Annotated in this window: 18 protein-coding genes; 8 read left to right on the forward strand and 10 right to left on the reverse strand. The window is 70.0% G+C overall.

What is annotated here, in order from left to right; translation table 11 throughout:
• Positions 1 to 63 precede the first annotated feature (63 nt).
• The 3 genes from OG842_RS14690 to OG842_RS14700 form a co-directional block, all read right to left on the reverse strand.
• Positions 64 to 924 carry a S1 family peptidase gene (locus OG842_RS14690; protein WP_266730062.1) on the reverse strand — a complete coding sequence of 287 codons (861 nt, stop codon included), beginning with the start codon at positions 922 to 924 and terminating at the stop codon, positions 64 to 66.
• A 131-nt stretch (positions 925 to 1,055) separates the two neighbouring features.
• Positions 1,056 to 1,925 (reverse strand): AraC family transcriptional regulator, encoded by an 870-nt coding sequence (locus OG842_RS14695; protein ID WP_266730063.1) that lies wholly within the window; start codon positions 1,923 to 1,925, stop codon positions 1,056 to 1,058.
• 110 nt (positions 1,926 to 2,035) lie between these two features.
• The gene (locus OG842_RS14700) at positions 2,036 to 2,383 is read right to left on the reverse strand and encodes a winged helix-turn-helix transcriptional regulator (RefSeq protein ID WP_323185744.1); all 348 of its coding nucleotides are present in this window, start codon (positions 2,381 to 2,383) and stop codon (positions 2,036 to 2,038) included.
• A gap of 96 nt (positions 2,384 to 2,479) precedes the next feature.
• On the opposite strand from OG842_RS14700, the gene OG842_RS14705 reads away from it, so the two are divergent.
• A complete protein-coding gene (locus tag OG842_RS14705; protein ID WP_266730064.1) occupies positions 2,480 to 3,361 on the forward strand; it encodes an NAD(P)-dependent oxidoreductase in 882 nt (293 codons plus the stop codon).
• An 8-nt stretch (positions 3,362 to 3,369) separates the two neighbouring features.
• Here OG842_RS14705 and OG842_RS14710 read toward each other — a convergent pair whose 3' ends face one another.
• Positions 3,370 to 3,699 (reverse strand): hypothetical protein, encoded by a 330-nt coding sequence (locus OG842_RS14710; RefSeq protein WP_266730065.1) that lies wholly within the window; start codon positions 3,697 to 3,699, stop codon positions 3,370 to 3,372.
• A 177-nt stretch (positions 3,700 to 3,876) separates the two neighbouring features.
• Between OG842_RS14710 and OG842_RS14715 the strand changes: the two genes are divergently transcribed.
• The 3 genes from OG842_RS14715 to OG842_RS14725 all read left to right on the forward strand — a co-directional run bounded on the left by OG842_RS14715 (position 3,877) and on the right by OG842_RS14725 (position 6,676).
• Positions 3,877 to 4,710, forward strand: coding sequence for an arylamine N-acetyltransferase family protein (locus OG842_RS14715; protein WP_266730066.1), 834 nt, complete (start codon positions 3,877 to 3,879; stop codon positions 4,708 to 4,710).
• A 235-nt stretch (positions 4,711 to 4,945) separates the two neighbouring features.
• Positions 4,946 to 6,157, forward strand: a complete 1,212-nt coding sequence (locus tag OG842_RS14720) for a pyridoxal phosphate-dependent aminotransferase (RefSeq protein WP_266730067.1) — start codon at positions 4,946 to 4,948, stop codon at positions 6,155 to 6,157.
• 114 nt (positions 6,158 to 6,271) lie between these two features.
• Positions 6,272 to 6,676 carry an SCO4983 family protein gene (locus OG842_RS14725; RefSeq protein WP_266730068.1) on the forward strand — a complete coding sequence of 135 codons (405 nt, stop codon included), beginning with the start codon at positions 6,272 to 6,274 and terminating at the stop codon, positions 6,674 to 6,676.
• A 114-nt stretch (positions 6,677 to 6,790) separates the two neighbouring features.
• Here the strand turns inward: OG842_RS14725 and OG842_RS14730 are convergent, their stop codons facing one another.
• The 3 genes from OG842_RS14730 to OG842_RS14740 form a co-directional block, all read right to left on the reverse strand.
• The gene (locus tag OG842_RS14730) at positions 6,791 to 7,906 is read right to left on the reverse strand and encodes a tetratricopeptide repeat-containing glycosyltransferase (protein WP_266730069.1); all 1,116 of its coding nucleotides are present in this window, start codon (positions 7,904 to 7,906) and stop codon (positions 6,791 to 6,793) included.
• A 44-nt stretch (positions 7,907 to 7,950) separates the two neighbouring features.
• Entirely contained in the window at positions 7,951 to 9,423 is a 1,473-nt protein-coding gene (locus tag OG842_RS14735; RefSeq protein WP_266730070.1) for a DUF2079 domain-containing protein, read from the reverse strand.
• Positions 9,424 to 9,551: 128 nt separating this feature from the next.
• Positions 9,552 to 10,274: a peptidylprolyl isomerase gene (locus OG842_RS14740; protein ID WP_266730071.1), complete on the reverse strand. Its 723-nt coding sequence runs from the start codon at positions 10,272 to 10,274 to the stop codon at positions 9,552 to 9,554.
• A 384-nt stretch (positions 10,275 to 10,658) separates the two neighbouring features.
• Here OG842_RS14740 and OG842_RS14745 point away from each other — a divergent pair, with 384 nt between their 5' ends.
• Positions 10,659 to 11,771: a hypothetical protein gene (locus OG842_RS14745; protein ID WP_266730073.1), complete on the forward strand. Its 1,113-nt coding sequence runs from the start codon at positions 10,659 to 10,661 to the stop codon at positions 11,769 to 11,771.
• Between the two features lie 234 nt (positions 11,772 to 12,005).
• Here the strand turns inward: OG842_RS14745 and OG842_RS14750 are convergent, their stop codons facing one another.
• A complete protein-coding gene (locus OG842_RS14750) occupies positions 12,006 to 13,745 on the reverse strand; it encodes an Ig-like domain repeat protein (protein WP_266730075.1) in 1,740 nt (579 codons plus the stop codon).
• Between the two features lie 291 nt (positions 13,746 to 14,036).
• Positions 14,037 to 15,869, reverse strand: a complete 1,833-nt coding sequence (locus OG842_RS14755; protein ID WP_266730077.1) for a phosphoenolpyruvate carboxykinase (GTP) — start codon at positions 15,867 to 15,869, stop codon at positions 14,037 to 14,039.
• Positions 15,870 to 16,081: 212 nt separating this feature from the next.
• Here OG842_RS14755 and trhA point away from each other — a divergent pair, with 212 nt between their 5' ends.
• Together trhA and OG842_RS14765 are read left to right on the forward strand one after the other, a co-directional pair.
• Positions 16,082 to 16,780 (forward strand): PAQR family membrane homeostasis protein TrhA, encoded by a 699-nt coding sequence (trhA, locus tag OG842_RS14760; RefSeq protein WP_266730079.1) that lies wholly within the window; start codon positions 16,082 to 16,084, stop codon positions 16,778 to 16,780.
• A 51-nt stretch (positions 16,781 to 16,831) separates the two neighbouring features.
• Entirely contained in the window at positions 16,832 to 17,458 is a 627-nt protein-coding gene (locus tag OG842_RS14765; protein WP_266730081.1) for a TetR/AcrR family transcriptional regulator, read from the forward strand.
• Positions 17,459 to 17,528: 70 nt separating this feature from the next.
• Here the strand turns inward: OG842_RS14765 and OG842_RS14770 are convergent, their stop codons facing one another.
• Positions 17,529 to 19,565 (reverse strand): thioredoxin domain-containing protein, encoded by a 2,037-nt coding sequence (locus OG842_RS14770; protein WP_266730082.1) that lies wholly within the window; start codon positions 19,563 to 19,565, stop codon positions 17,529 to 17,531.
• Between the two features lie 303 nt (positions 19,566 to 19,868).
• Here OG842_RS14770 and OG842_RS14775 point away from each other — a divergent pair, with 303 nt between their 5' ends.
• Positions 19,869 to 20,435: a Uma2 family endonuclease gene (locus tag OG842_RS14775; protein ID WP_266730083.1), complete on the forward strand. Its 567-nt coding sequence runs from the start codon at positions 19,869 to 19,871 to the stop codon at positions 20,433 to 20,435.
• Positions 20,436 to 20,677 lie beyond the last annotated feature (242 nt).

Here is a 20,677-nt window from a genome sequence, read left to right on the forward strand (position 1 = left end):
ACGCGCGCGTCGCCGCCGCGACACCCGGTGGCGGGAGTCGCGGCGGCGACATGACTCACACGGTCACGGCTTGGGCAGGGCACACCCCGCACGGTTGAGGTCGAACTGGCTGCCGGCGCCGATGCACGGCACGATGCCGTACGTCTCCTGGGCGTAGTTGATGCCCTCGCGCACCGTCACGTTGCCGTTCTCGTCGACCTCGCACGGGTTGTTGTCCGTGCACTCCTGGCCGTCCTCGTTGCCGGTGTTGTTGACGGCGACGACCTTGCCGGTCGCGTTGTCGATCACCGGGGAGCCCGACGTGCCGCCGATGGTCTGGCAGGCGGAGGTGTAGCGGACCGAGTCCTTCCAGGTCCACTCCCCTTCCTTGAGGCGGTAGACGAAGCCGTCGACGTTGCAGGCGTACGTGCGCTTCCAGTAGCCGGACACGACGGTGATCGCGGTGCCCTGGACCGGGTGCGCGGTGTTGAGCTCCAGCGCCTTGATGCCGTAGGTGCTCTCGATCTGGGCGTAGGTGCGGGTGAGCTGGTACACCGATATGTCGGTGTCCGTCATCGTCCCGTACGCGATCTTGCTGGCGCGCAGGGTTCCGACGCCGCTGCCCGAGGCGTTCAGCAGGGTGAAGCTGCGGGTGGACGGCTGGCCGAACACGACCTCACCGGGCCCCGGGAATCCGGTCTCCATGCAGTGCCCGTTGGAGAGCACCAGCGCGGGATCGCCCGGCTGGGAGTTCGGGGTGCGGACGACGGAGCCGGAACAGTTGCTGAGCGCCACGGTCCCGGCGAAGTTGACCGCCTTGGGCCTGACCTTCTCCTTGACCGCGGCGGGCGACGACGCGTCGTGGCCGGTTGCAGCGGTTGCGGGCGCGACACCTGCCCCGAGGAGCAGGACAGCGAACAGCGCACCGACGAGAGGCTTCTTCATGTGGGGGTCCCCTCAAGTGACCTGGGCAGGGTCCTGTTGGCCCCCGCCCACCGAAGTCTCCTTCGGATTTGACATGCGCATGTTGGCGCACTGAAGGGGTCCCCACAAGGGGCGGTTTCAAGCCGTCGGCCTCAGACGGTGGCCGGCTCCACCGGGATCCAGAGCTCCGCCTCGCCCCGGGCACCGTCCTCCGAGAGCCGGACGCGCAGGATCTCGGGCCCCGGCCTGCTCCGGTACGGATTGGACGGGAACCACTGGGTGAACACGTCCCGCCACAGGTACTGGAGCGCCTGGGGGAAGGGCCCGGTGTTCTCGAAGACGGCCCAGGCGCCCGCCGGGACCACCAGTACATCCAGACCCTCGGGAAGTTCCTGGCTGTTCGTCACCACTGCGTGGTAGTAGTCGAGTTCGGTCCCTTCGGCACGACTCTGGTCGAGGTTGTCGCTGACCTGGACGATGCCCTCCGGCTGCTGGTCGGACAGGGCCGCGATGCGCGCCACGGTCTCCTTGTCGATGCCCCGGACGAACTCGGCGATGGCCGGGTTGACCCCCTCGTGCACCAGGGGGACCCGCGCCTTCCTGCCCGCCACCCGGAACTCGTCCTTCGCCACGATCCGGTACTCCATGCTGCTGCTCCCTTCGACCACGAGACGGAAGGACATCCGGGGCTGGGACCGCAGAACCGCACCGGTCCGCCGGGCCTCGCCCGGACCGACACCGTGCATGGCACGGAACGCCCGCGCGAACGCCTCGCCCGAGGAGTAGCCGTGGCGCACGGCGACCTCCAGCAACGTCCGCTCCCCGCCGAGCACTTCGGCGCCCGCGAGCGTCAGCCGCCTGCGTCGCACGTACTCCGACAGCGGCATCCCGGCCAGCGCGGAGAACATCCGCCGGAAGTGGTACTCCGACGTCATGGCGATCCGGGCCAGCTCGGCCGCCTCGATCTCCTGACCGAGACGGCACTCGATGTACTCCATGGCCTGGTTCAGCTTCTCCAGCACCCCGGACTCCTTCCCTTACGGACACTCACGTTAGGAACCGCGCACCACCGCGGGCCCGACATCCTGTGCCCGTTACGGTCGGGTGGCCGCCCACAGGGCCGGCGCCCCCGTCAGACCGGCGGCCGCCCGGCGTCCGTGAGGATGTGCTCCCTGCCCCAGGCGCCGAGCGGTCGCAGCGCCTCGTTGAGCCCGGCGCCCAGCGGGGTCAGCGAGTACTCGACGCGCGGCGGCACCTCGTCGTGCGCCTCGCGGTGCACGATGCCGTCCTCCTCCAGCTCCCGCAGATGCGACGCGAGCACCTTCTCCGTGATCCCGGGCACCATTCTGCGCAGTTCGCCGAACCGGCACGTGCGCTCGCCGAGCGCCCAGAGGATCAGCACCTTCCACTTGCCGCCGATCACGTCCATCGCGGCGTCGATCCCGCACACGTACGACCCCGGCCTCCGAACCGTGCCCACGCTCCACCCCTCCCACCTGCTCACTCACCCGGCGGTAACCACCCACAACGAAGTGCGTACTTGATCACCCCCGGCTCCCCGGCCAGCCTAATTGCCATGAATTCCGACGCATTTGAGAAGACTCCGCTCACCCTCCTCGGCCTCGGTGCCATGGGCACCGCACTCGCCCGCACCTGGCTCGACGCCGGCCACCCGCTCACCGTCTGGAACCGCAGCCCCGGCCGGGCCGAGTCGCTCGCCGCCCTCGGCGCGCGCGTCGTCGGAAGCGTCGCGGAGGCGGTCGCGGCGAGCGGCCTCGTCGTCCTCTGCCTGCTCGACGACGCCTCGGTCGACGAGACCCTGGACGGTATCGACCTGACCGGCAAGGACCTGGTCAACCTCACCACCTCCACCCCGGCCCTGGCCCGCTCCCGCGCCGCGTGGGCGCACGAGCGGGGCGCCCGTTTCGTGGACGGCGGGATCATGGCGGTCCCGCCGATGATCGGCGTCCCCGACTCCGGCGGCTACATCTTCTACAGCGGCTCACGTGCCCTCTTCGACGCCCACCGCGACACGCTGGCCGTACCCACCGGGACCTCCTACGTCGGTGCGGACGCCGGCTCCGCCGCACTGCACGACGTGGCGCTGCTGAGCGCCATGAACGGGATGTTCGGCGGGGTCGCGCACGCGTTCGCCCTGGTCCGCAAGGAGGACATCGAGCCGACGGAGTTCGCCCGGCTGCTCGCCGACTGGCTGGTCGCCATGGTGCCCTCGGTGCACCTGATGGCCTCCCAGCTGGCCGACGGCGACTACACGCGGGGAGTGGTGTCCAACCTCGCCATGCAGGTCGCGGGCAGCCCGACGCTGCTGCGCACCGCCGAGGAGCAGGGCGTCAGCACGGAGTTGCTGACTCCGTACCTGTCCCTGATGGAGCGCCGCCTGGCCCAGGGCCACGGTCACGAGGGCACGACGGGCGTGGTCGACCTGCTCGCCCGCTGACAGCGCGGCTACGCGGCCTCCGTCGCGGCCGCCTCCCTCGAAAGCTGCACCGCCTGGCGCAGGCTCAGACCCGGCTCGGCCTTGCGGAGCGCCTTGACCGCCGCGACCGCGTCGAGCGGGCCCTGGTGTCCGCCCGCCCTGATCCGGCGCCCCGCCCAGCGGCCCCGCAGCTCCGCGTCCGGTACGCCGGCCGCGTCGGCGACCACGGCGAGGGCTCGCTCCAGGCCGGGGCGTTCTTCCGCGCCGGCGGTCTCCAGCGCCTGCCGGAGCACCTCAGCGATGGCTTCCGCGTCGCGCACCACGACCACGGCCAGATCCTGCTTCCCGTTTCCGATCATGTGGTCATGGTTTCCGAAGAGAGTGGCCCTCTCACCCGAGTTGAGCCACATCTGAGGTACGGAGGAGGCGCCCGGTCCCCGGCGACCGGAGTCCCGGGGACCGAGGTCCCTGGGACCAGGTCGCCTCCGTCCCGGGCCGGAGGCGACCGTCCGCCCCCACTGCGTACCGTCGGGGTCATGACTTCCGACCGCGACCGCCTGCCCGACCTCGACGCCTACCTCGCCCGCATCGGCTGGACCGGGGAGCGTCGGCCCACCGCCGGCGTGCTGCGCTCCGTGCACCGGGCCCATGCGCTGGGCATCCCCTTCGAGAACCTGGACCCGGTCCTCGGCAGCGCGCCCTCGCTGGCCCTCGCCGACCTGGAGGCCAAGCTCGTACGCGGTGGGCGCGGCGGGTACTGCTATGAGCACAACACGCTGCTCGCCGCCGCGCTGACCGCGCTCGGCTTCAGGATCACCCTGCTGTGCGCCCGGGTCGTGGTGGGGGCCGGGCCCGGGGAGATCCGGCCGCGCACGCACATGCTGATGCTGGCCGAGGTGCCGGGCGAGGCGACGCCGTACCTGGCGGATGTCGGCTTCGGCTCCCCCGGCGCGCTGCTGGAGCCGATCCCGCTGGTCGCCGGAGCCGAGCTGCACGACGCCCCGCGCCGCCACCGGCTCGTGAACACCCCGCACGACGGGCCGCTGGCGCGGTGGGAGCTCCAGGCGTACAGCGCCGACGGGGCGTGGGAGTCCCAGTACGCCTTCACGCTGGAACCCTTCGAGGCGCCGGACTACGAGGTGATCAACTGGCACATCGCGACCAACCCGCGCTCCCCGTTCTCGCACCGCGTGTACGCCCAGCGCACCACCCCGGACACCCACCTCTCACTGACCGGCCGCACCCTCACGGTCACCGCGCCGGGCGGCACCCGCGAGGAACGCGAACTCGCGGACGGCGACGAGGTGCTGCGCGTACTGGCGGCCGACTTCGGCGTCCACCTGCCCCCGGGCACCCGGCTGCCGGAGTAGGAGGGAGAGGGGAGGGGAAGGCGAACGTCGTGGCGCATCTCACCCGTCCGCGTCCGTCACGCCCGGATTCCACCGCATTCGAAGCCCCGCCCCCGGCTCCGCCCGGCGTTCCCACGGTCACGGACGGTGGGCGCATGGCTATGGAAGACGGAGCGGTGCGGGGGAAATACCCGGGTGGGGCAACCGGGAAGGAAAGGCCGGGCAGGGCGCGGGGCGCGGTCGTAAGCTCCCAGACATGCAGGTCATCCAGTCCACGAAGCTCGCCAACGTCTGTTACGAAATCCGGGGCCCCGTGCTGGAGGAGGCGATGCGGCTGGAAGCAGCCGGTCACCGCATCCTCAAGCTGAACACCGGCAACCCTGCCGCGTTCGGGTTCGAGTGCCCGCCCGAGATCCTCGAAGACATACTGCGCAACCTCTCCGGGGCGCACGGCTACGGCGACGCGAAGGGGCTGCTGTCCGCGCGGCGGGCGGTGATGCAGCACTACCAGACCAAGGGGATCGACCTCGACGTCGAGGACATCTATCTGGGCAACGGTGTCTCCGAGCTGATCCAGATGTCGATGCAGGCGCTGCTCGACGACGGCGACGAGGTCCTCGTACCGGCTCCGGACTATCCGCTGTGGACCGCTTCGGTCTCGCTGGCCGGCGGCACGGCCGTGCACTACCGGTGCGACGAGCAGTCCGACTGGATGCCGGACCTCGCCGACATCGAGCGGCGGATCACCGACCGGACCAAGGCCCTCGTGATCATCAACCCGAACAATCCGACGGGTGCGGTGTACGACGACGAGATGCTGCGCGGGCTGACGGAGATCGCCCGGCGCCACAACCTGGTCGTCTGCTCCGACGAGATCTACGACCGGATCCTGTACGACGGGGCGACCCACACCCCGACCGCGACGATCGCGCCCGATCTGATGGTGCTCACCTTCAACGGGCTCTCCAAGAACTACCGGGTGGCCGGATACAGGTCCGGATGGCTGGCGGTCTGCGGTCCGAAGGCGCACGCCTCCTCGTACATCGAGGGGCTGACGATCCTCGCCAACATGCGGCTGTGCGCCAACATGCCCTCGCAGCACGCCGTGGCCACCGCGCTGGGCGGCCGGCAGTCGATCGACGACCTGGTGCTGCCGGGCGGGCGGATCCTGGAGCAGCGCGATGCGGCGTACGACCTGCTGACGCAGATCCCGGGCGTGACCTGCGTGAAGCCCAAGGGGGCGCTGTATCTCTTCCCGCGCCTCGATCCCAAGGTCTACAAGATCAAGGACGACCGGCAGATGGTGCTCGATCTGCTGCGGGCCGAGAAGATCATGGTCGTGCACGGCACCGGGTTCAACTGGCCCGAACCCGATCACTTCCGGGTGGTGACGCTGCCCTCGACCGAGGACCTGACGGACGCGGTGACCCGGATCGCGCACTTCCTGGACGGCTACGGCCAGCCGTAGCGGCCGGCCCCGGGTGCTCCGCCGAGGATTCCGCGGGAGCCAGGAATCGACCGCAGACAACTTTAGACTTAATCCAAGGTAGGATGGTCCCACTGCAACACCAGGAGGCCATCCATGTACGAACCGATCCGCACCAAATCGGTCCACACACCGGCCGACCACGCCGACGACTTCCCGCACCGCTCCCGCGAGGAAGAGCTGGACATCCAGCTCGCCGGGCACCTGGCCGCGCTCCTCGCGGTCACCGACGAGCTGGGCATCGGCGAGGCGGGCGACCGCATCGCCGTGCAGGTCGCCAGGCTGCGCGGCGCGCCGCCCGCCCGGCACGCCGGCCGCACCGACGCACCCGCACCGGCACTGCACCGCCGCGCCCACGCCCTCGCGGGCCGGGCACTGGTGGTGGCCGCGTCCCGCGCCGACACGGCCGTCGCGATCCTCGCGGCCGAGCGGATGGACGCCCACACCGCGGCGCTCGCCGCCGCCTCCGCCGCCTCGACGCGACTGGTCGGCGCCCACTGACGGCCCCGGCCCACGTGCCGTCGAGGCGCGTGGGCCGGGTGCCACCCAATTGCCGCACACGACCGCCCGCGCGACCCCGGGTCCGGCCCCGTTCAGGCCCTGCTCCGGCCCCGGTCAGGCGTTCACGAGTTCCCTCGAACCCAGCTTCTGCCGGGCGAATTCGAGGTTGCCGACCACGCGGTCGTGGTGCTCGGGAGGCACCTTGCCGCTCTTGAGGAGGCGTTGGCTGCAGCGCTCCGACTCCTCATAGTTTCCGGTCCAGTAAGCGGCTACGGCGAGTTCGTCGAGCGAGCACCAGTCGTACCACTCGAACTCGACGAACAGAATGTCTTCCGGGTACGGGATCTGTGCTGCTTGCTGCGCGAACATGTGCGCAAGTGGCCAGCGCCGGCCGTTCGTGCGGCAGTAGCGCGCGAGTTCACCGAGCGCTTCGGCGCGAGAAGGACGGCTTTCATGCGCGCGGAGGTAGCGGTCGATCACCTCGGCCGGCCGCTTGCCGAGCTCTGCCGCAAGCCGTGCGGCGTAGAGGTGGGAACAGAAGACTTCCTCCGCGAAACCGCCCATCCCTGCGCGGCGGTCGTAGGCGGCCAGTGACTTCTTCGGCTCTCCGGCATCCCGCCAGCTCTGGGCGAGGTAGAAGACGTAGCGGGAGTTGTCGGGTTCCTTGATCAGACCCTGTTGAAGGACCTTGGCGTCGCGCAGGTACTTCTTCCGCACTCCTTCTCCTCTCAGGCGTGCGCCGCCGCCCACCGAGAGGATGTTGGCGCCGTTGAATGTCCCGAGGGTGTACGGCGTTCCGCAGTCGATGTACTCGTGCAGGACGCCGACATAGCGCCAGGGCAACCGGGTCGAGACCAGAGCGGGGCGCCAGTGGGTGATGGGTCCGTCGTGCAGTGCGACTCGGTAGGCGTCGTGGGTCAGCTCCGGCATACGGAAGCCGGGCTCCACCTCCATCTCGTCGTCGGCGTCGATGAACAGCAGATAGTCCGCTTCGGCGCGCGCCAGGTCGATCGCCTCGCTGCGGCTCCCGTCGTATCCCTTCCAAGGACTTTCGTGCAGGGCGCCGGGCAGATCACTGAAGACGTCACGGATGACGTCCTGGGTGCCGTCGGTCGATCCCGTGTCCAGGATGACCCACGTGTCGATCAAAGGGCGCACGGATTCGAGGCAGCGTCTGATGACCGGGGCCTCGTTCTTGACGATCATGTTCAGGCAGACCGTTGATTTCACGGGTCACCTCCGACTCGGTGAGGTAGAAGACCGACGATGCGACGTCAGCTCGGACGCTTGAGCAGTACGAAGCCCTGTTCATTACTCACGGTGAGATACCCCTGTGCCCGCGCAGCGCCCAGGGCCTGCTGTTCCTGAAGGATGTTCAGCGGCCACCGCTGACTGAACGGCACCTTGGTGTCCACCATGATCCACTGAGGATTGGGACGGCTGTCGGGCCAGCCGTAGAGGCTGGCACTCGTACGGTTCGTGAGCTGGGGCACGAGCTCATTGGATGCCTGCACCGTGGCGCCGTCAGGGATCCGGTCCATCAGACGGTGGGCGACAGCGATGCGGGGATCGTCCCGCCAGCTGGCCGGCTGGACCAGCTGCCAGAACGGATACTGCGGAAGGACCAGGAGCGTGATCGCAGCGGAGCCGGCGAGGTATCGGCGCAGGCTGTTCCTGCTCGGGTTCCGTCGGATCAAGGCGTCGATGAAGGCCGCGAAGACGATCGGCATCAGAGTGAGCGAATAGTGGTAGACGGTGCCCCAGTGGGTGCTGAGCTCTGAGGCAGCCCGCCACATCAGGGTCGGCACCGCGATCCACATCAACGGGGACCGCAGGGCCAGGAACAGGGTCGGGGCCAGCACGAGCAGGAGCGTCGAGATCTTGGCCTCGGGGGTGATGAGACCGATCGTGCTCCTGTACAGCAGATGCGTCAGCCCGCCCTCACTGCCTTCCGAGCCGTTCAGGAAGCCCCAGTAGTCGTAGGACCCGCTCGGACTGAAGGCCGGCAGAATGACCATCGTCGCCAGCAGTGCCGCGGCCAGGCCGACTGCGGCGGTCGTGATCCCGAGCTTGCGGTCGCCACGCCAGGCGACGACGAGGCCGATCACGACCACGGTGAGCCCGAGGTCCTCCTTCACCAGCAGCAGGGGCAGAGCCCAGCAGACCGCGGCACGCATCCGGCCCGTCGCGAGAGCGGTGAGTGAGCACGCGAGAAGGGGGACGGCGAAGGCCCATTCATGGAAGTCGGAGCCGACCCCGCTCGCGAGACCCCAGGAGAGGCCGTAGCAGACCCCGATGACCGCGGCGGCGGGGGAGCCCAGCGCTCGGCGCGCCCAGAGAGTCAGGGGCAGAACGCTCGCGGCGATCAGCGCCGCCTGCACCACGAGCAGGGCCATCGCCGAAGGCCACAGCCAGTAGACAGGTACCACCAGGATCAGAATGGGAGAGAAGTGGTCTCCCAGGATGGGAAAGTCCGGTCCCTTGATCTCGGAGACGGGCAGGTGCCCATGCGCGTAGGAGCGGACGACCTGTTCGAAGATTCCCAGGTCGAAACTGTGGGAGAGCATGCGCTGATGGATACGCAGGGACAACGTCGCGTACGTGAAGAACAGTGCTCCCGCCAGGGCCCAGATCCACCACGGGCTGTCGGAGCGGCTCCCCCTGGACGGCTCGACCACCGGCCCTTCGTCCACAGTTGATTTTTGTTGCACCGGGAGCGTGGCACTGTCGGTGGGTGGGGCTTGCATGACTTATTCCTTCCGGAAAACTGACCCTGAGGACCTCAAGATGCCAGCAGCCTTCAAGGCCTGGCCCTGAGCCGCCATGTGCGCGCGCTGAATACTCCGAATAGCGGCACACCTGGGGCGTGGTGGAGTCACCCGCGCTTCTCGCGAGGGGCATTGACCGATGCCTGTCGCACCGTTACCGACTTGATGACGACAGCCTTCTTCGGCCTTCCGTCGGAGGATCCGTCCTGAGTCCCGTTGCTGGCGATCTCCTTCAGTACATCCAATCCGCTCACGACTTTCCCAAAGGGAGTCCACTCGGACGACATGGAGACATCAGGATCGGCGTAACTGATGAAGAACTGACTGCCGTTCCTGCCGGGAGCCGCCTTGGACATCGCCAAGGTGCCGGCCGAGTATTCGGCTCCGTCCAGATTTTCATCCTGGAAGAAATATCCCGGATCTGCCGCGCCTTTCCCCTCGGGGTCACCGCAGTCCAGTACGTAAATCCCTCGGGTCGTGACGCGGTGACACGCGCTGCCGTCGTAGTACCCCTTCCGCGCCAGGAAGGAGAAGGAGTTGGTGGTGCAGGGCGCCTTGTCGGTCAGGGCCTCGAAGGTGACGGTTCCCCGGTTGGTCACGATTTCTGCCGTGTATGGCCGAGCAGCGGCCGATGCATTGAAAGTGGGAATTCCCACGGGCTTTGCACCATTGGTGAGGTTGTATGAGCAAGCGGCCGGCGCCTTCGCATCGACGCTGTTTCCCGTCAGGGAGACCGCCGCCCATGTCAGCCCTGAACACGTCGCGGTTACGGCGAGCGCGACCGCCGCCACCTTGGCCACGCGCTTCCTGGCCCTGGTGAAGAAATTCATCTTTCCTTGAAAATCCCTGACGGACATTCGAGCCTCGATTTGGAAAGTGGGAACTGATGAAGCATGCAGAGCGTATCCATCCGTCTGGGTGTCGGCCGCACCGACACTCACTCGGAACTAAACCCGCTACGGGGCTGCATGGCCCAACTCTTCCGGGCTCATTCTCTTTCGGCCCCTCCCTCGTTCTGCCGATCGCCTGAACGCCTGGTGTGCCTCGCCCACTTTCTTGCACATGCACCCGAGTGTTGCGTCAGAGGCTCTGCATGCCTCGTCAAGACCACTCCATTCGGTTCCCCAAGGAGCAAACTCATGAGTCCTGAGAACAGGACCCCCTCACGTCTTGGCCCGGTGCCCCGCGGTCGCAGGTGGCTGGCCGGCGGTGCGATGGCAACGCTGAGCCTCGTCGTGCTGGGCTTCTCCAGTCCTGTGGTGGCGGCCGCCCAGAACTTCTCTCCGAGCGCGACGAACCGGCCTGCGCTTATGGGCGGTGACAAGTGCAAGGAGCAGAAGAACAAGCACGACAAGGACGAGTGCTGCGACAACCACAAGAACAAGCACGACAGGGACAAGTGCAAGGAGGAGAAGGGCAAGCGCGGGCCCACCGGGCCCACCGGGCCGACGGGGCCGAAGGGACCGACCGGCGCCACGGGTGCGACCGGTGCCACGGGTGCGACCGGCGCCACGGGTGCGACCGGCGCCACGGGTGAAAACGGCGAGAACGGAGCCACCGGAGCCACCGGCCCCACCGGCCCCACCGGACCGACCGGCGCCACGGGTGAAAACGGCGAGAACGGCGCCACCGGAGCAACGGGACCGACCGGACCCACGGGGCCGACCGGCGCCACGGGTGAGAACGGCGAGAACGGAGCCACCGGCCCCACGGGGCCGACCGGCGCCACCGGCGCCACGGGAGCCACCGGCGCGACCGGCCACACCGGCGCGACCGGCGCCACGGGAGCCACCGGTGCGACCGGCGCCACGGGAGCCACCGGCGCGACCGGGCCGTGCGTCTCCATCGACTCCTTCCAGACCGACGCCGAGCGGGAGGTCAAGGCGGTGCTGGCCCCCGACGGGTCGGCGTTCGGGGGTGTTGTTGACTTCAACACGGTCCCGCCGTACGCGTGGACGCCCCTCACCACTAACGGCTACCCGCCCAACCCCTGTGGCATCACGGTCACCGAGCACAACAACATCGTCAGGTTCCAGGTGGTCGACACCGACGGAGATGTCTTCTCACTCACATGCAGACTGCAGGGGGGCGAACCTCAGACGCTCGATTGCGGCGACGCGACGTGGGTGCCGGCCAACATGCAGGTGCCCCACGCGACCCTGGCCGGCGCCGGCGCGCCGCCGCGCGTGAACGAGCAGCCGCTGAACGGGAGCCAGCAGTCCAGCTACCGGGACACGCTGGACCAGCTGCTGAACAGCCTCGACCTCAACAGGACGGCGGCGGACGCAATCGAGAAGGGACTCTCGAAGAGCAAGAAGGAGTCCTGACCTCGTTGGGATCCCTCTGAAGTGTGCCGTGCCCGGGATCGTCCGGGCACGGCACGCGTGCGTGCGCCCTGCGGCGCGGTGCACGTCCCGCCGCGGGTGGTTCGCAGCAACTACCCCGTCGCCGCCAGCTCGCGTGCCCGTAACCGGCCACCGGCGGGTCGTCGGATGCGGGGCGCTTTCTGGGCCCCGTCGGGCGGGCCGGAAGACCGGCCCGTCCGACGGGAAGCCGCCCGACTACCGCCGGACGCGCACCGTCCCCGACGCCGTCGAGTCCGTGTGCAGAGCGTCGCCGGCGTAGCTCACCGTGTACGTCACCTCGCCGGTGGCGCGGGGCAGGTCGTTGATGGTGAACGTGCCGTCGGCGGCGACGGCGGCCGAGGTCAGCGTGCCGGTGCCCTTCCGGTCGGTGCGCACCACGGACAGGGTGATCCCGGCGGGCAGCGGCCGCCCCTGGCCGGTCAGGGTGCCGGTGATCGTCAGCCCGGCGCTCTTTGTCGCCTCCGCCGGGGCGGTGAGAGCGATGGTGGTCGGGGCCTTGTCGACCGTGACGGCGAGCGTGGTGTCCTCGGCCGGACGGTGGGTGACGTCACCGGTGAACGAGACGGTGTAGGTGGCGTCGCCGACCAGCGACGGTACGTCGAGAACGGTGAACGATCCGTCCGCGTCGACCTCGACGGGAGCGAGCTTGCGGTCGCCGTTCGCGTCATGCCGTACCGCCGACACCCTGACCGGCTCGGCGGGCGCGGGCCCGTCCAGCTCCAGCCGGCCCCTGATCCCGACCGGTTCGCCGACGACCGGCCGCCCCGGAGTGGTGGAGAGCGAGCCGGTGAACCGGGAGTCGTACTGGGCGGCCGGGGGCTGGATGACGTGCAGCCAGTACTCGTTGCCGTAGGCGTTGGTGGTGACGGCGAACAGCCGCGAGCCGTCCTTCGACCAGCCGAGCCCGCGCGGCGCGATCCGGTCCCCGTCGAGCGCGCCCTCGAAGGCGAACTCCAGCGGAGCCGTACCGGCCGCCGGGTCGGCCGGCTGCACGAGCAGGTCGACCGTGCTCCCGGTCGCGGCGGCGCCCCTGGCTATGTAGGTGCCGTCGCCGCTGAAGGCCACGGCGGACGCCACGGCCCCCTCGGGCAGCGGCTGGTACCCGGCCGGCGCGTCGGACAGGTCGGCGGCGTCCAGCAGCCGGGTGCCGTACGCGGCGTCGGCGACGGCGATCCGCCGCCCGTCGGGCGACTGCGCCGTGTCCCGCACGTCGAGCGCGCCCCGGCCCTCGGCGTCCGCGAACCGGCGCTCCGGGCCGCGCACGAGCGTGTCGCCGCTCGCGTCGAGCGTGGTGAGGAACGGGTCGGCCGCACCGGGGCTGCGGGTCTGTGCCATCACGATGCGGTCCGGGGCCTCGGGGCCGCTGGTCAGCCGCAGCCGGCCCGCGCCGTTCCATCCGGTGTTCGTGGCCTGGTTCCCGCTCGTGCCGTACAGCCAGGTCGTGTGAGTCTCGCACTCGGAGTAGTACGGCGTCTCGGTGTGCCACTCCCTGCCGCCCGCGAAGGCGACATCGCGCGGGCAGCCCACGTCGTACGCGGTGAACGTGAAGCCGGTGCGCTGCTGCGTCACGGTGTCGAACACGAGGATGCCCGAGGACTGCGAGACGTAGAGCGTGCCGCCGTCGGCGCTCAGGGCCATCCCGGACGGTGCGGTGCCGGTGGGCAGCGAGCCGACCTTCTGGCCCTGGAAGTTGTAGACATGGACCTGGTTCGCCACCCGGTCCCGGCGGTCGTCGGTGATGTAGACCCGCTCGTGCGCCGAGTCGACGACCATGGCCGAGTACGACGAGATCGGCAGCTTGGCCACGGTGTCACCGGCCACCGGACCGTCGGCCGCGAGGGCGGCGGACGGCGCGACGGCGGTGAGCCCCGCGGTGCCGAGCGTCAGCGCGGCGAGCGTCGCCGCGATGCGTATGCGGTGCTGATTCCTTCTCAACTGAGTCCCCCACAGGCTCTGTTGGCCCCCGGCCGACCAAGCCGGAGACATGTGAAGGAACATCGAATCTTGTGAAGGAGCCGTGCGCAATATCAAGGCGATGCCCGGTGGTTCCCCACGAAAGGCGCAGGAGGACAGGAAGAACACGAAAAGGGGCGGCCCCCGGAATCGTGAGGGGATTCCGGGGGCCGGACCGCGGCGGGCTGTTGACCCCACAGGTCAGGGCGGACGTCCGAGGCCCGGCCGCGGGGGTGTGCGGGGCGCACCCCTCCCGGGGTGCGCCCGGGGGCATCAGCCCAGGCGCTCGACCAGCGCGCGGTACTCGTCCCACAGCTCCTTCGGCGTGTGGTCGCCGAAGGTGTTGAGGTGCTCGGGGACCAGCGCCGCCTCCTCGCGCCAGACCTCCTTGTCGACGCTGAGCAGGAAGTCCAGGTCGGACTCGGAGAGGTCCAGGCCGTCGGTGTCGAGGGAGCCCTTGGCCGGCAGGATGCCGATCGGGGACTCGACGCCCTCGGCCTTGCCGTCGAGGCGCTCGACGATCCACTTCAGGACGCGGCTGTTCTCGCCGAAGCCGGGCCACACGAACTTGCCCGCGTCGTTCTTGCGGAACCAGTTCACGTAGTAGATCTTCGGGAGCTTGGACTGGTCCTTGTCGGCACCGACCTTGACCCAGTGGTTCATGTAGTCGCCCATGTTGTAGCCGCAGAACGGCAGCATGGCGAACGGGTCGCGGCGCAGCTCGCCGACCTTGCCCTCGGCGGCGGCGGTCTTCTCGGAGGCCACGTTGGCGCCGAGGAAGACGCCGTGCTGCCAGGTGAAGGACTCGGTGACCAGCGGGACGGCCGAGGCGCGGCGGCCGCCGAAGAGGATCGCCGAGATCGGCACGCCCTTCGGGTCCTCCCACTCGGGCGCGATGATCGGGCACTGGCCCGCCGGGACGGTGAAGCGGGCGTTGGGGTGGGCGGCCGGGGTGTCGGACGCGGGCGTCCAGTCGTTGCCCTTCCAGTCGGTGAGGTGGGCCGGAGCGGTCTCCGTCATGCCCTCCCACCACACGTCGCCGTCGTCGGTGAGCGCGACGTTGGTGAAGACGGAGTTGCCCCACATCGTCTTCATGGCGTTGGCGTTGGTGTGCTCGCCGGTGCCGGGCGCGACACCGAAGAAGCCCGCCTCCGGGTTGATCGCGTACAGCTGGCCGTCCTCGCCGAAGCGCATCCAGGCGATGTCGTCGCCGATGGTCTCCACGGTCCAGCCGGGGATCGTCGGCTCCAGCATGGCGAGGTTGGTCTTGCCGCAGGCGGACGGGAAGGCCGCCGCAATGTACTTGGGGGCCTCAGCCTCGCCCTGCGGCGGGGTGAGCTTGAGGATCAGCATGTGCTCGGCGAGCCAGCCCTCGTCACGCGCCATGACGGAGGCGATGCGCAGCGCGTAGCACTTCTTGCCGAGCAGGGCGTTGCCGCCGTAGCCGGAGCCGTAGGACCAGATCTCGCGGTCCTCGGGGAAGTGCGAGATGTACTTGGTGGAGTTGCACGGCCACGGAACGTCCTCCTGGCCCTCCTCCAGGGGTGCGCCCAGCGTGTGGACGGCCTTGACGAAGAAGCCGTCGGTGCCGAGCTCGTCCAGGACGGCCTGTCCCATGCGCGTCATGGTGCGCATCGAGACGGCGACGTACGCGGAGTCGGTGATCTCGACGCCGATCGCGGAGAGCGGGGAGCCCACGGGGCCCATGCAGAACGGGACGACGTACATCGTGCGACCGCGCATCGAGCCGCGGAAGACGCCCTTCTCGCCCGTGAAGATCTCCCGCATCTCGGCGGGGGCCTTCCAGTGGTTCGTCGGGCCGGCGTCCTCCTCCTTCTCGGAGCAGATGAACGTGCGGTCCTCGACGCGGGCGACGTCGCTCGGGTCGGACGCGGCGTAGTACGAGTTCGGGCGCTTGGTCTCGTCGAGCTTGGTGAACGTGCCCTTGGCCACGAGCTCCCCGCACAGGCGCTCGTACTCGGCCTCGGAGCCGTCGCACCAGACCACCCGGTCCGGCTCGGTTATCGCTGCGATCTCGTTCACCCAGGAGACGAGCTCCTGGTGATCGGTGGGGACGGTGAGGGGAGCCGCGATGTCGCGCGCCACGATCGCTCCTTGATGAGGGTGTCTGTTTGGTAGTTGCCCCGTGGGGGCTGCGACCCGGATGCTTCTACCCCTTCGAATCCCGTTGGCGCTCATCCGGTGCCGACCGCACTCATTTGATCATCCGACCGTTTCGCCCATATGTCCAGGGGGGTGCACACGTGAGCATTGCCACTCGTATCGGTTACCTACGGTCGCGTAGGTACGATGCGGGAATGACTGCTGCCGCCGCCGCGCCCGCGCCCGCCGGGCTGGAACCAGCCGAGTCCGACCCCGTCCCGGTGAAGCCGCGGCTGCGCGGCTGGCTGCACGCCGGAATGTTCCCCGCCGTGATCGTCGCGGGGGTGGTGCTGATCGCGTTCACGGACAGCCCCGTCGGCCGGATCGCCTGCGGCATCTACACCCTGACCGCGTGCCTGCTGTTCGGTGTGAGCGCGCTCTACCACCGGGGCACCTGGGGCCCGCGCGGCGAGGCGGTGCTCCGCCGGCTCGACCACGCCAACATCTTCCTGATCATCGCGGGCACGTACACCCCGCTGACCCTGCTGCTGCTCCCCGAGTCCACCGGGACGCCGCTGCTGTGGGCGGTCTGGGCGGCCGCCGCCGCGGGGATCGCCTTCCGGGTGTTCTGGGTCGGCGCGCCGCGCTGGCTCTACACGCCCTGCTACCTGGCGATGGGCTGGGCCGCGGTCTTCTTCCTGCCGGACTTCATGCGCACCGGCGGGATCGCCGTGCTGGTGCTGGTCGTCGTCGGCGGGCTGCTCTACAGCGCCGGCGGCATCATCTACGGCATCAAGCGCCCCAACCCCTCGCCGCGCTGGTTCGGCTTCCACGAGGTGTTCCACTCGCTGACCCTGGCGGCCTTCGTGGTGCACTACGTCGGCATCTCGCTGGTGGCCTACAACCACCACTGAGCGGCGTCCTGACCGGTGCAGGCGCCCCGCCGATGCCGGACAATGGCGGCCATGGCCGCCACCTCCCGTACCCGTTCCGTTTCCGCTCCGGGGCCGCAGTTGGGGCTGCGCGAGCGGAAGAAGCTCAGGACCCGGATCGCGATCCGGCAGGCCGCGTACCGGCTGATCGCCGAGCAGGGGTACGACGCGACGACGGTGGAGCAGATCGCGGCGGCGGCCGACGTGTCGCCCAGCACCGTCTTCCGGTACTTCCCGGCCAAGGAGGACATCGTCCTCACCGACGAGTACGACCGGGTCCTGGAGGCCGCCCTGCGCCGCCGCCCGGCCGGTGAGCCGCCGCTGGAGTCGCTCCGGCACGTCCTGACCGGGACGCTCGCGGCGTTCCTGGCGACCGGGGAGGAGGAGCTCCGGCAGCGCACCCGGCTGATGGTGGAGGTGCCGGCGATCCGGGTCCGGATGGCGGAGAGCATGTCGGGCACCGCCGAGGTGCTGGCCGGCGCGCTCGCCGCCCGCAGCGGCCGCGCCCCCGGCGACCTGGCGGTCCGGGTGTTCGTCGCGGCGGTGCTGGGCACGCTGCGCGAGGTGACGCTGTACTGGGGCGAGCGCGGCCAGGAGGACGACCTCGTGGCGCTGATCGGCCAGGCCCTGGACACCCTGGAGGACGGCCTGCGGCTGTGACCGGTACGGAGGACGGCCTGCGGCTGTGGCGGCCGGGGCCCGGAAACCGGCCCCGGCCGCCCGCCGGTCCTCAGCGGCCCCCGAGGCTCCGCGCCAGCTCTCCCGCGTCCGTCGTCGGCGCATCGCACACGAAGTGCCTGCACACGTACGCCGTCGGTGCCCCGCCCACCATCGGCCGGTCCGCCAGCAGCGGGAACTCGGCCCCGCCCGTCTCCCCGGCCGCCACCACCGCGCCCGGCGCCGTGCCGAGCAGCGCCGTACGGTGCAGCTCGCCGCCGACCGGTCCGGCGACGGCGACCTCGCGCGGCCCGTCGAGCAGGGCCTCCGCGACCGCGAGCCCCCAGCCGGTGAACCGGGGAGCCCGCGGCCCGAGCGCCTTGATCACGCCGAGCGCGCCCTCCGCGGCGGTGCGATGGGCCTCGGAACCGGTGTGCGCGGCGTACGAGAGCAGCGCCCCGGCCGCCGCCGTCCAGCCGGCCGGGGTCGCGTTGTCGGTGGGGTCCTGCGGGCGGCGGATGAGCTGCTCGGCGTCGTCCGCCGCGTCGTACAGCTGGCCGCCCTCGCCGGTGAAGTGCTGGAGCACGATGTCGAGCAGGAAGCCGGCGAACTCCAGCCAGACACCCTCGCCGGTGACCGAGGCCAGCGCGAGGAAGCCCTCCGCCACGTCGCCGTAGTCCTCCAGGACCCCTGCGTGCCCGCCGGACCGCCCGTCCTTCGAAGTACGGTCCAGCCGGGCGACGGCGCCCATGTGCACCCGTACCAGCAGGTCGGCGGCCTCGGTGGCGCGCTCGACGAGGTCGGGCCGGCCGAAGTACGCCCCCGTCTCGGCGAGCGCGGCGATCGCCAGACCGTTCCAGGCGGCGACCACCTTGTCGTCCCGGCCGGGGCGCGGGCGCGTCTCACGGGCGGCCAGCAGCGCGGCCCGCACCCGGGCGACCCGGTCCGGGTCCGCCCCGGCGCCCTCCGGCGCGAGCTGGAGCACCGAGGATCCCTCCTCGAACGTGCCCTCCTCCGTCACCCCGAAGTACTCCGCGGCGAAGGCCGCGTCCTCCTCCCCCAGCGCCTCCCGCAACTGCTCGGGCGTCCACACGTAGTACGCGCCCTCGACGTGCCGCCCGTCGCCGCCCTCGCCGTCCTCGCTGTCCGCGTCGAGCGCGGAGGCGAAACCGCCCTCGGCGGTGCGCAGTTCGCCCACCATGAAGTCGGCGGTCTCCAGGGCGATCCGGCGGGCCTGCTCCGAGCCGGTGGCCCGCCACAGGTGCGCGTAGACCCGGCAGAGCAGCGCGTTGTCGTAGAGCATCTTCTCGAAGTGCGGCACCAGCGCGCCCCCGGACCGCTGGCGCAGCACGTACCGGTGGAAGCCCCCGCCCAGCTGGTCGAAGAGGCTCGACCGGGCCATGGCCGCGCACAGCCCCTCGGCCATCTCCAGCGCCCCCTCGGACTCCGTCCGGGCGTGGTGCCGCAGCAGGAACTCGATCACCATGCTCGGCGGGAACCTGGTGTCACCGGAGCCGAGCCAGCCGCTCTCCGGGTCGTACTCCCGGCTGACGCCCAGCAGCGCCCGCGCGAGCTCCGCCTCGCCGGGGACCCCGCCGGCCCCGTGGTCCAGCTGCCGACCCGCCAGATCGCGGGTGATCTTCTCGGCGACCTCCCCGACCTCCGCGCGCCGGCCGGTCCAGGCGCTGTGCACGCCTTCGAGCACCTGCCGGAAGGACGGCATGCCGTGGCGGGCCTCGGGCGGGAAGTAGGTGCCGAAGTAGAACGGCTCGCCGTCCGGCGTCATGAACACGGACATGGGCCAGCCGCCCTGCCCCGTGGCGGCCTGCACGGCCTCCATGTAGACGGCGTCCACATCGGGCCGCTCCTCGCGGTCCACCTTGACGGACACGAAGTGCTCGTTCATGTACGCGGCGGCGTCGTCGTCCTCGAAGGACTCGTGCGCCATGACGTGACACCAGTGGCAGGCGCTGTAACCGACGCTCAAGAACACCGGGACGTCGCGCCGCCGGGCTTCTTCGAACGCGTCCGGCTCCCAGGGCCACCAGTCGACCGGATTCTCAGCGTGTTGCAGCAGATAAGGCGAGGTCGCACCAGCCAACCGGTTCATGATCCCAGCCTCTCACAATGCCCGACCCCGCCGGTGAGGCCCGCGCGGGCCCTGCCTCGCTTGGCCGAACCGTACGCATGCGCCATCGAGTGGAGGACGCCGACCTCTCCACCCCATGGCAACCCGCCTGGGGCGAGCTTCAGTTGAGACGGTTCGCCGAGCGGGCCCGGAGCGTCCCGCCCGGCGGGCCATGCAGGCGGACAGGCCCTCGCACTCTTACGAACCGGACGTTCCGGCAGCACAGGACAGTAGGCTGAGCCCAGCAGCGCCGGAAGTGCCGAGGCTCCTCGAAGGAGGTGCACCATGACCGCCGAGATGGTGGCGCCCGCGTGGATGCATACGCAGATCAGCGCGGAGCAGTACGACTCCTGGTCCGAGGAGCAGTGTGCCGGCATCGAGATCGTGGACGGAATGGTCGTCGTGAGCCCGAGCGCCTCCAAGCGGCACAATCGACTGGCCCGCATCCTGGCCAATGCCCTGGACGCCGCCGCGGGCCCGGACTGGAACGCCGACACTGACTTCGACGTCCGCTTGCAGGATGTTCCCCTCACCAATCGCCGCCCAGATGTCATCGTCTACCGGGCGGAGACCATCGACCTCACGCCCACCCGCCCCGAACACGTTCTCCTGGTCGTCGAGGTCGTGTCGCCCGGCTCGGAGACCACCGACCGGGTTGTGAAGGTGGACCAGTACGCCAAGGCCGGCATCCCCTTCTACTGGCGGGTCGAGCAAGCGGCCACCGGTGTCCCGATCGTCTACACCTACGTCCTCGACCCCGCCACCAAGGCTTACAGGGACGGCGAGATGTTCACCGGCACAGTGAAGGCCACCGCACCTTTCTCCATCACGGTCGATCTTGGGGTCCTGTAAGGACGGAGAGGTCTCGCTTTCGACATCTGACCGTTGGCGCTCGGATAGTCGTCGTTCGCGGGCGATCGGAACACTCCCCGCCTTCGGGCCGGATGCATCACCCTGCGGATGCCATGCCAGGCCGGTCGCGGGCCGGAACGTGGCACTGCGGGCAGGTGCGAGCTGACATGTTCGACCACCAGCTGACCATCCGTGCGCGCCACGACCACGGGATCGAGTGGTGCGTCGATCCCAGCACCCCA

Source organism: Streptomyces sp. NBC_00376, assembly GCF_036077095.1.
Classification (GTDB): Bacteria; Actinomycetota; Actinomycetes; order Streptomycetales; family Streptomycetaceae; genus Streptomyces.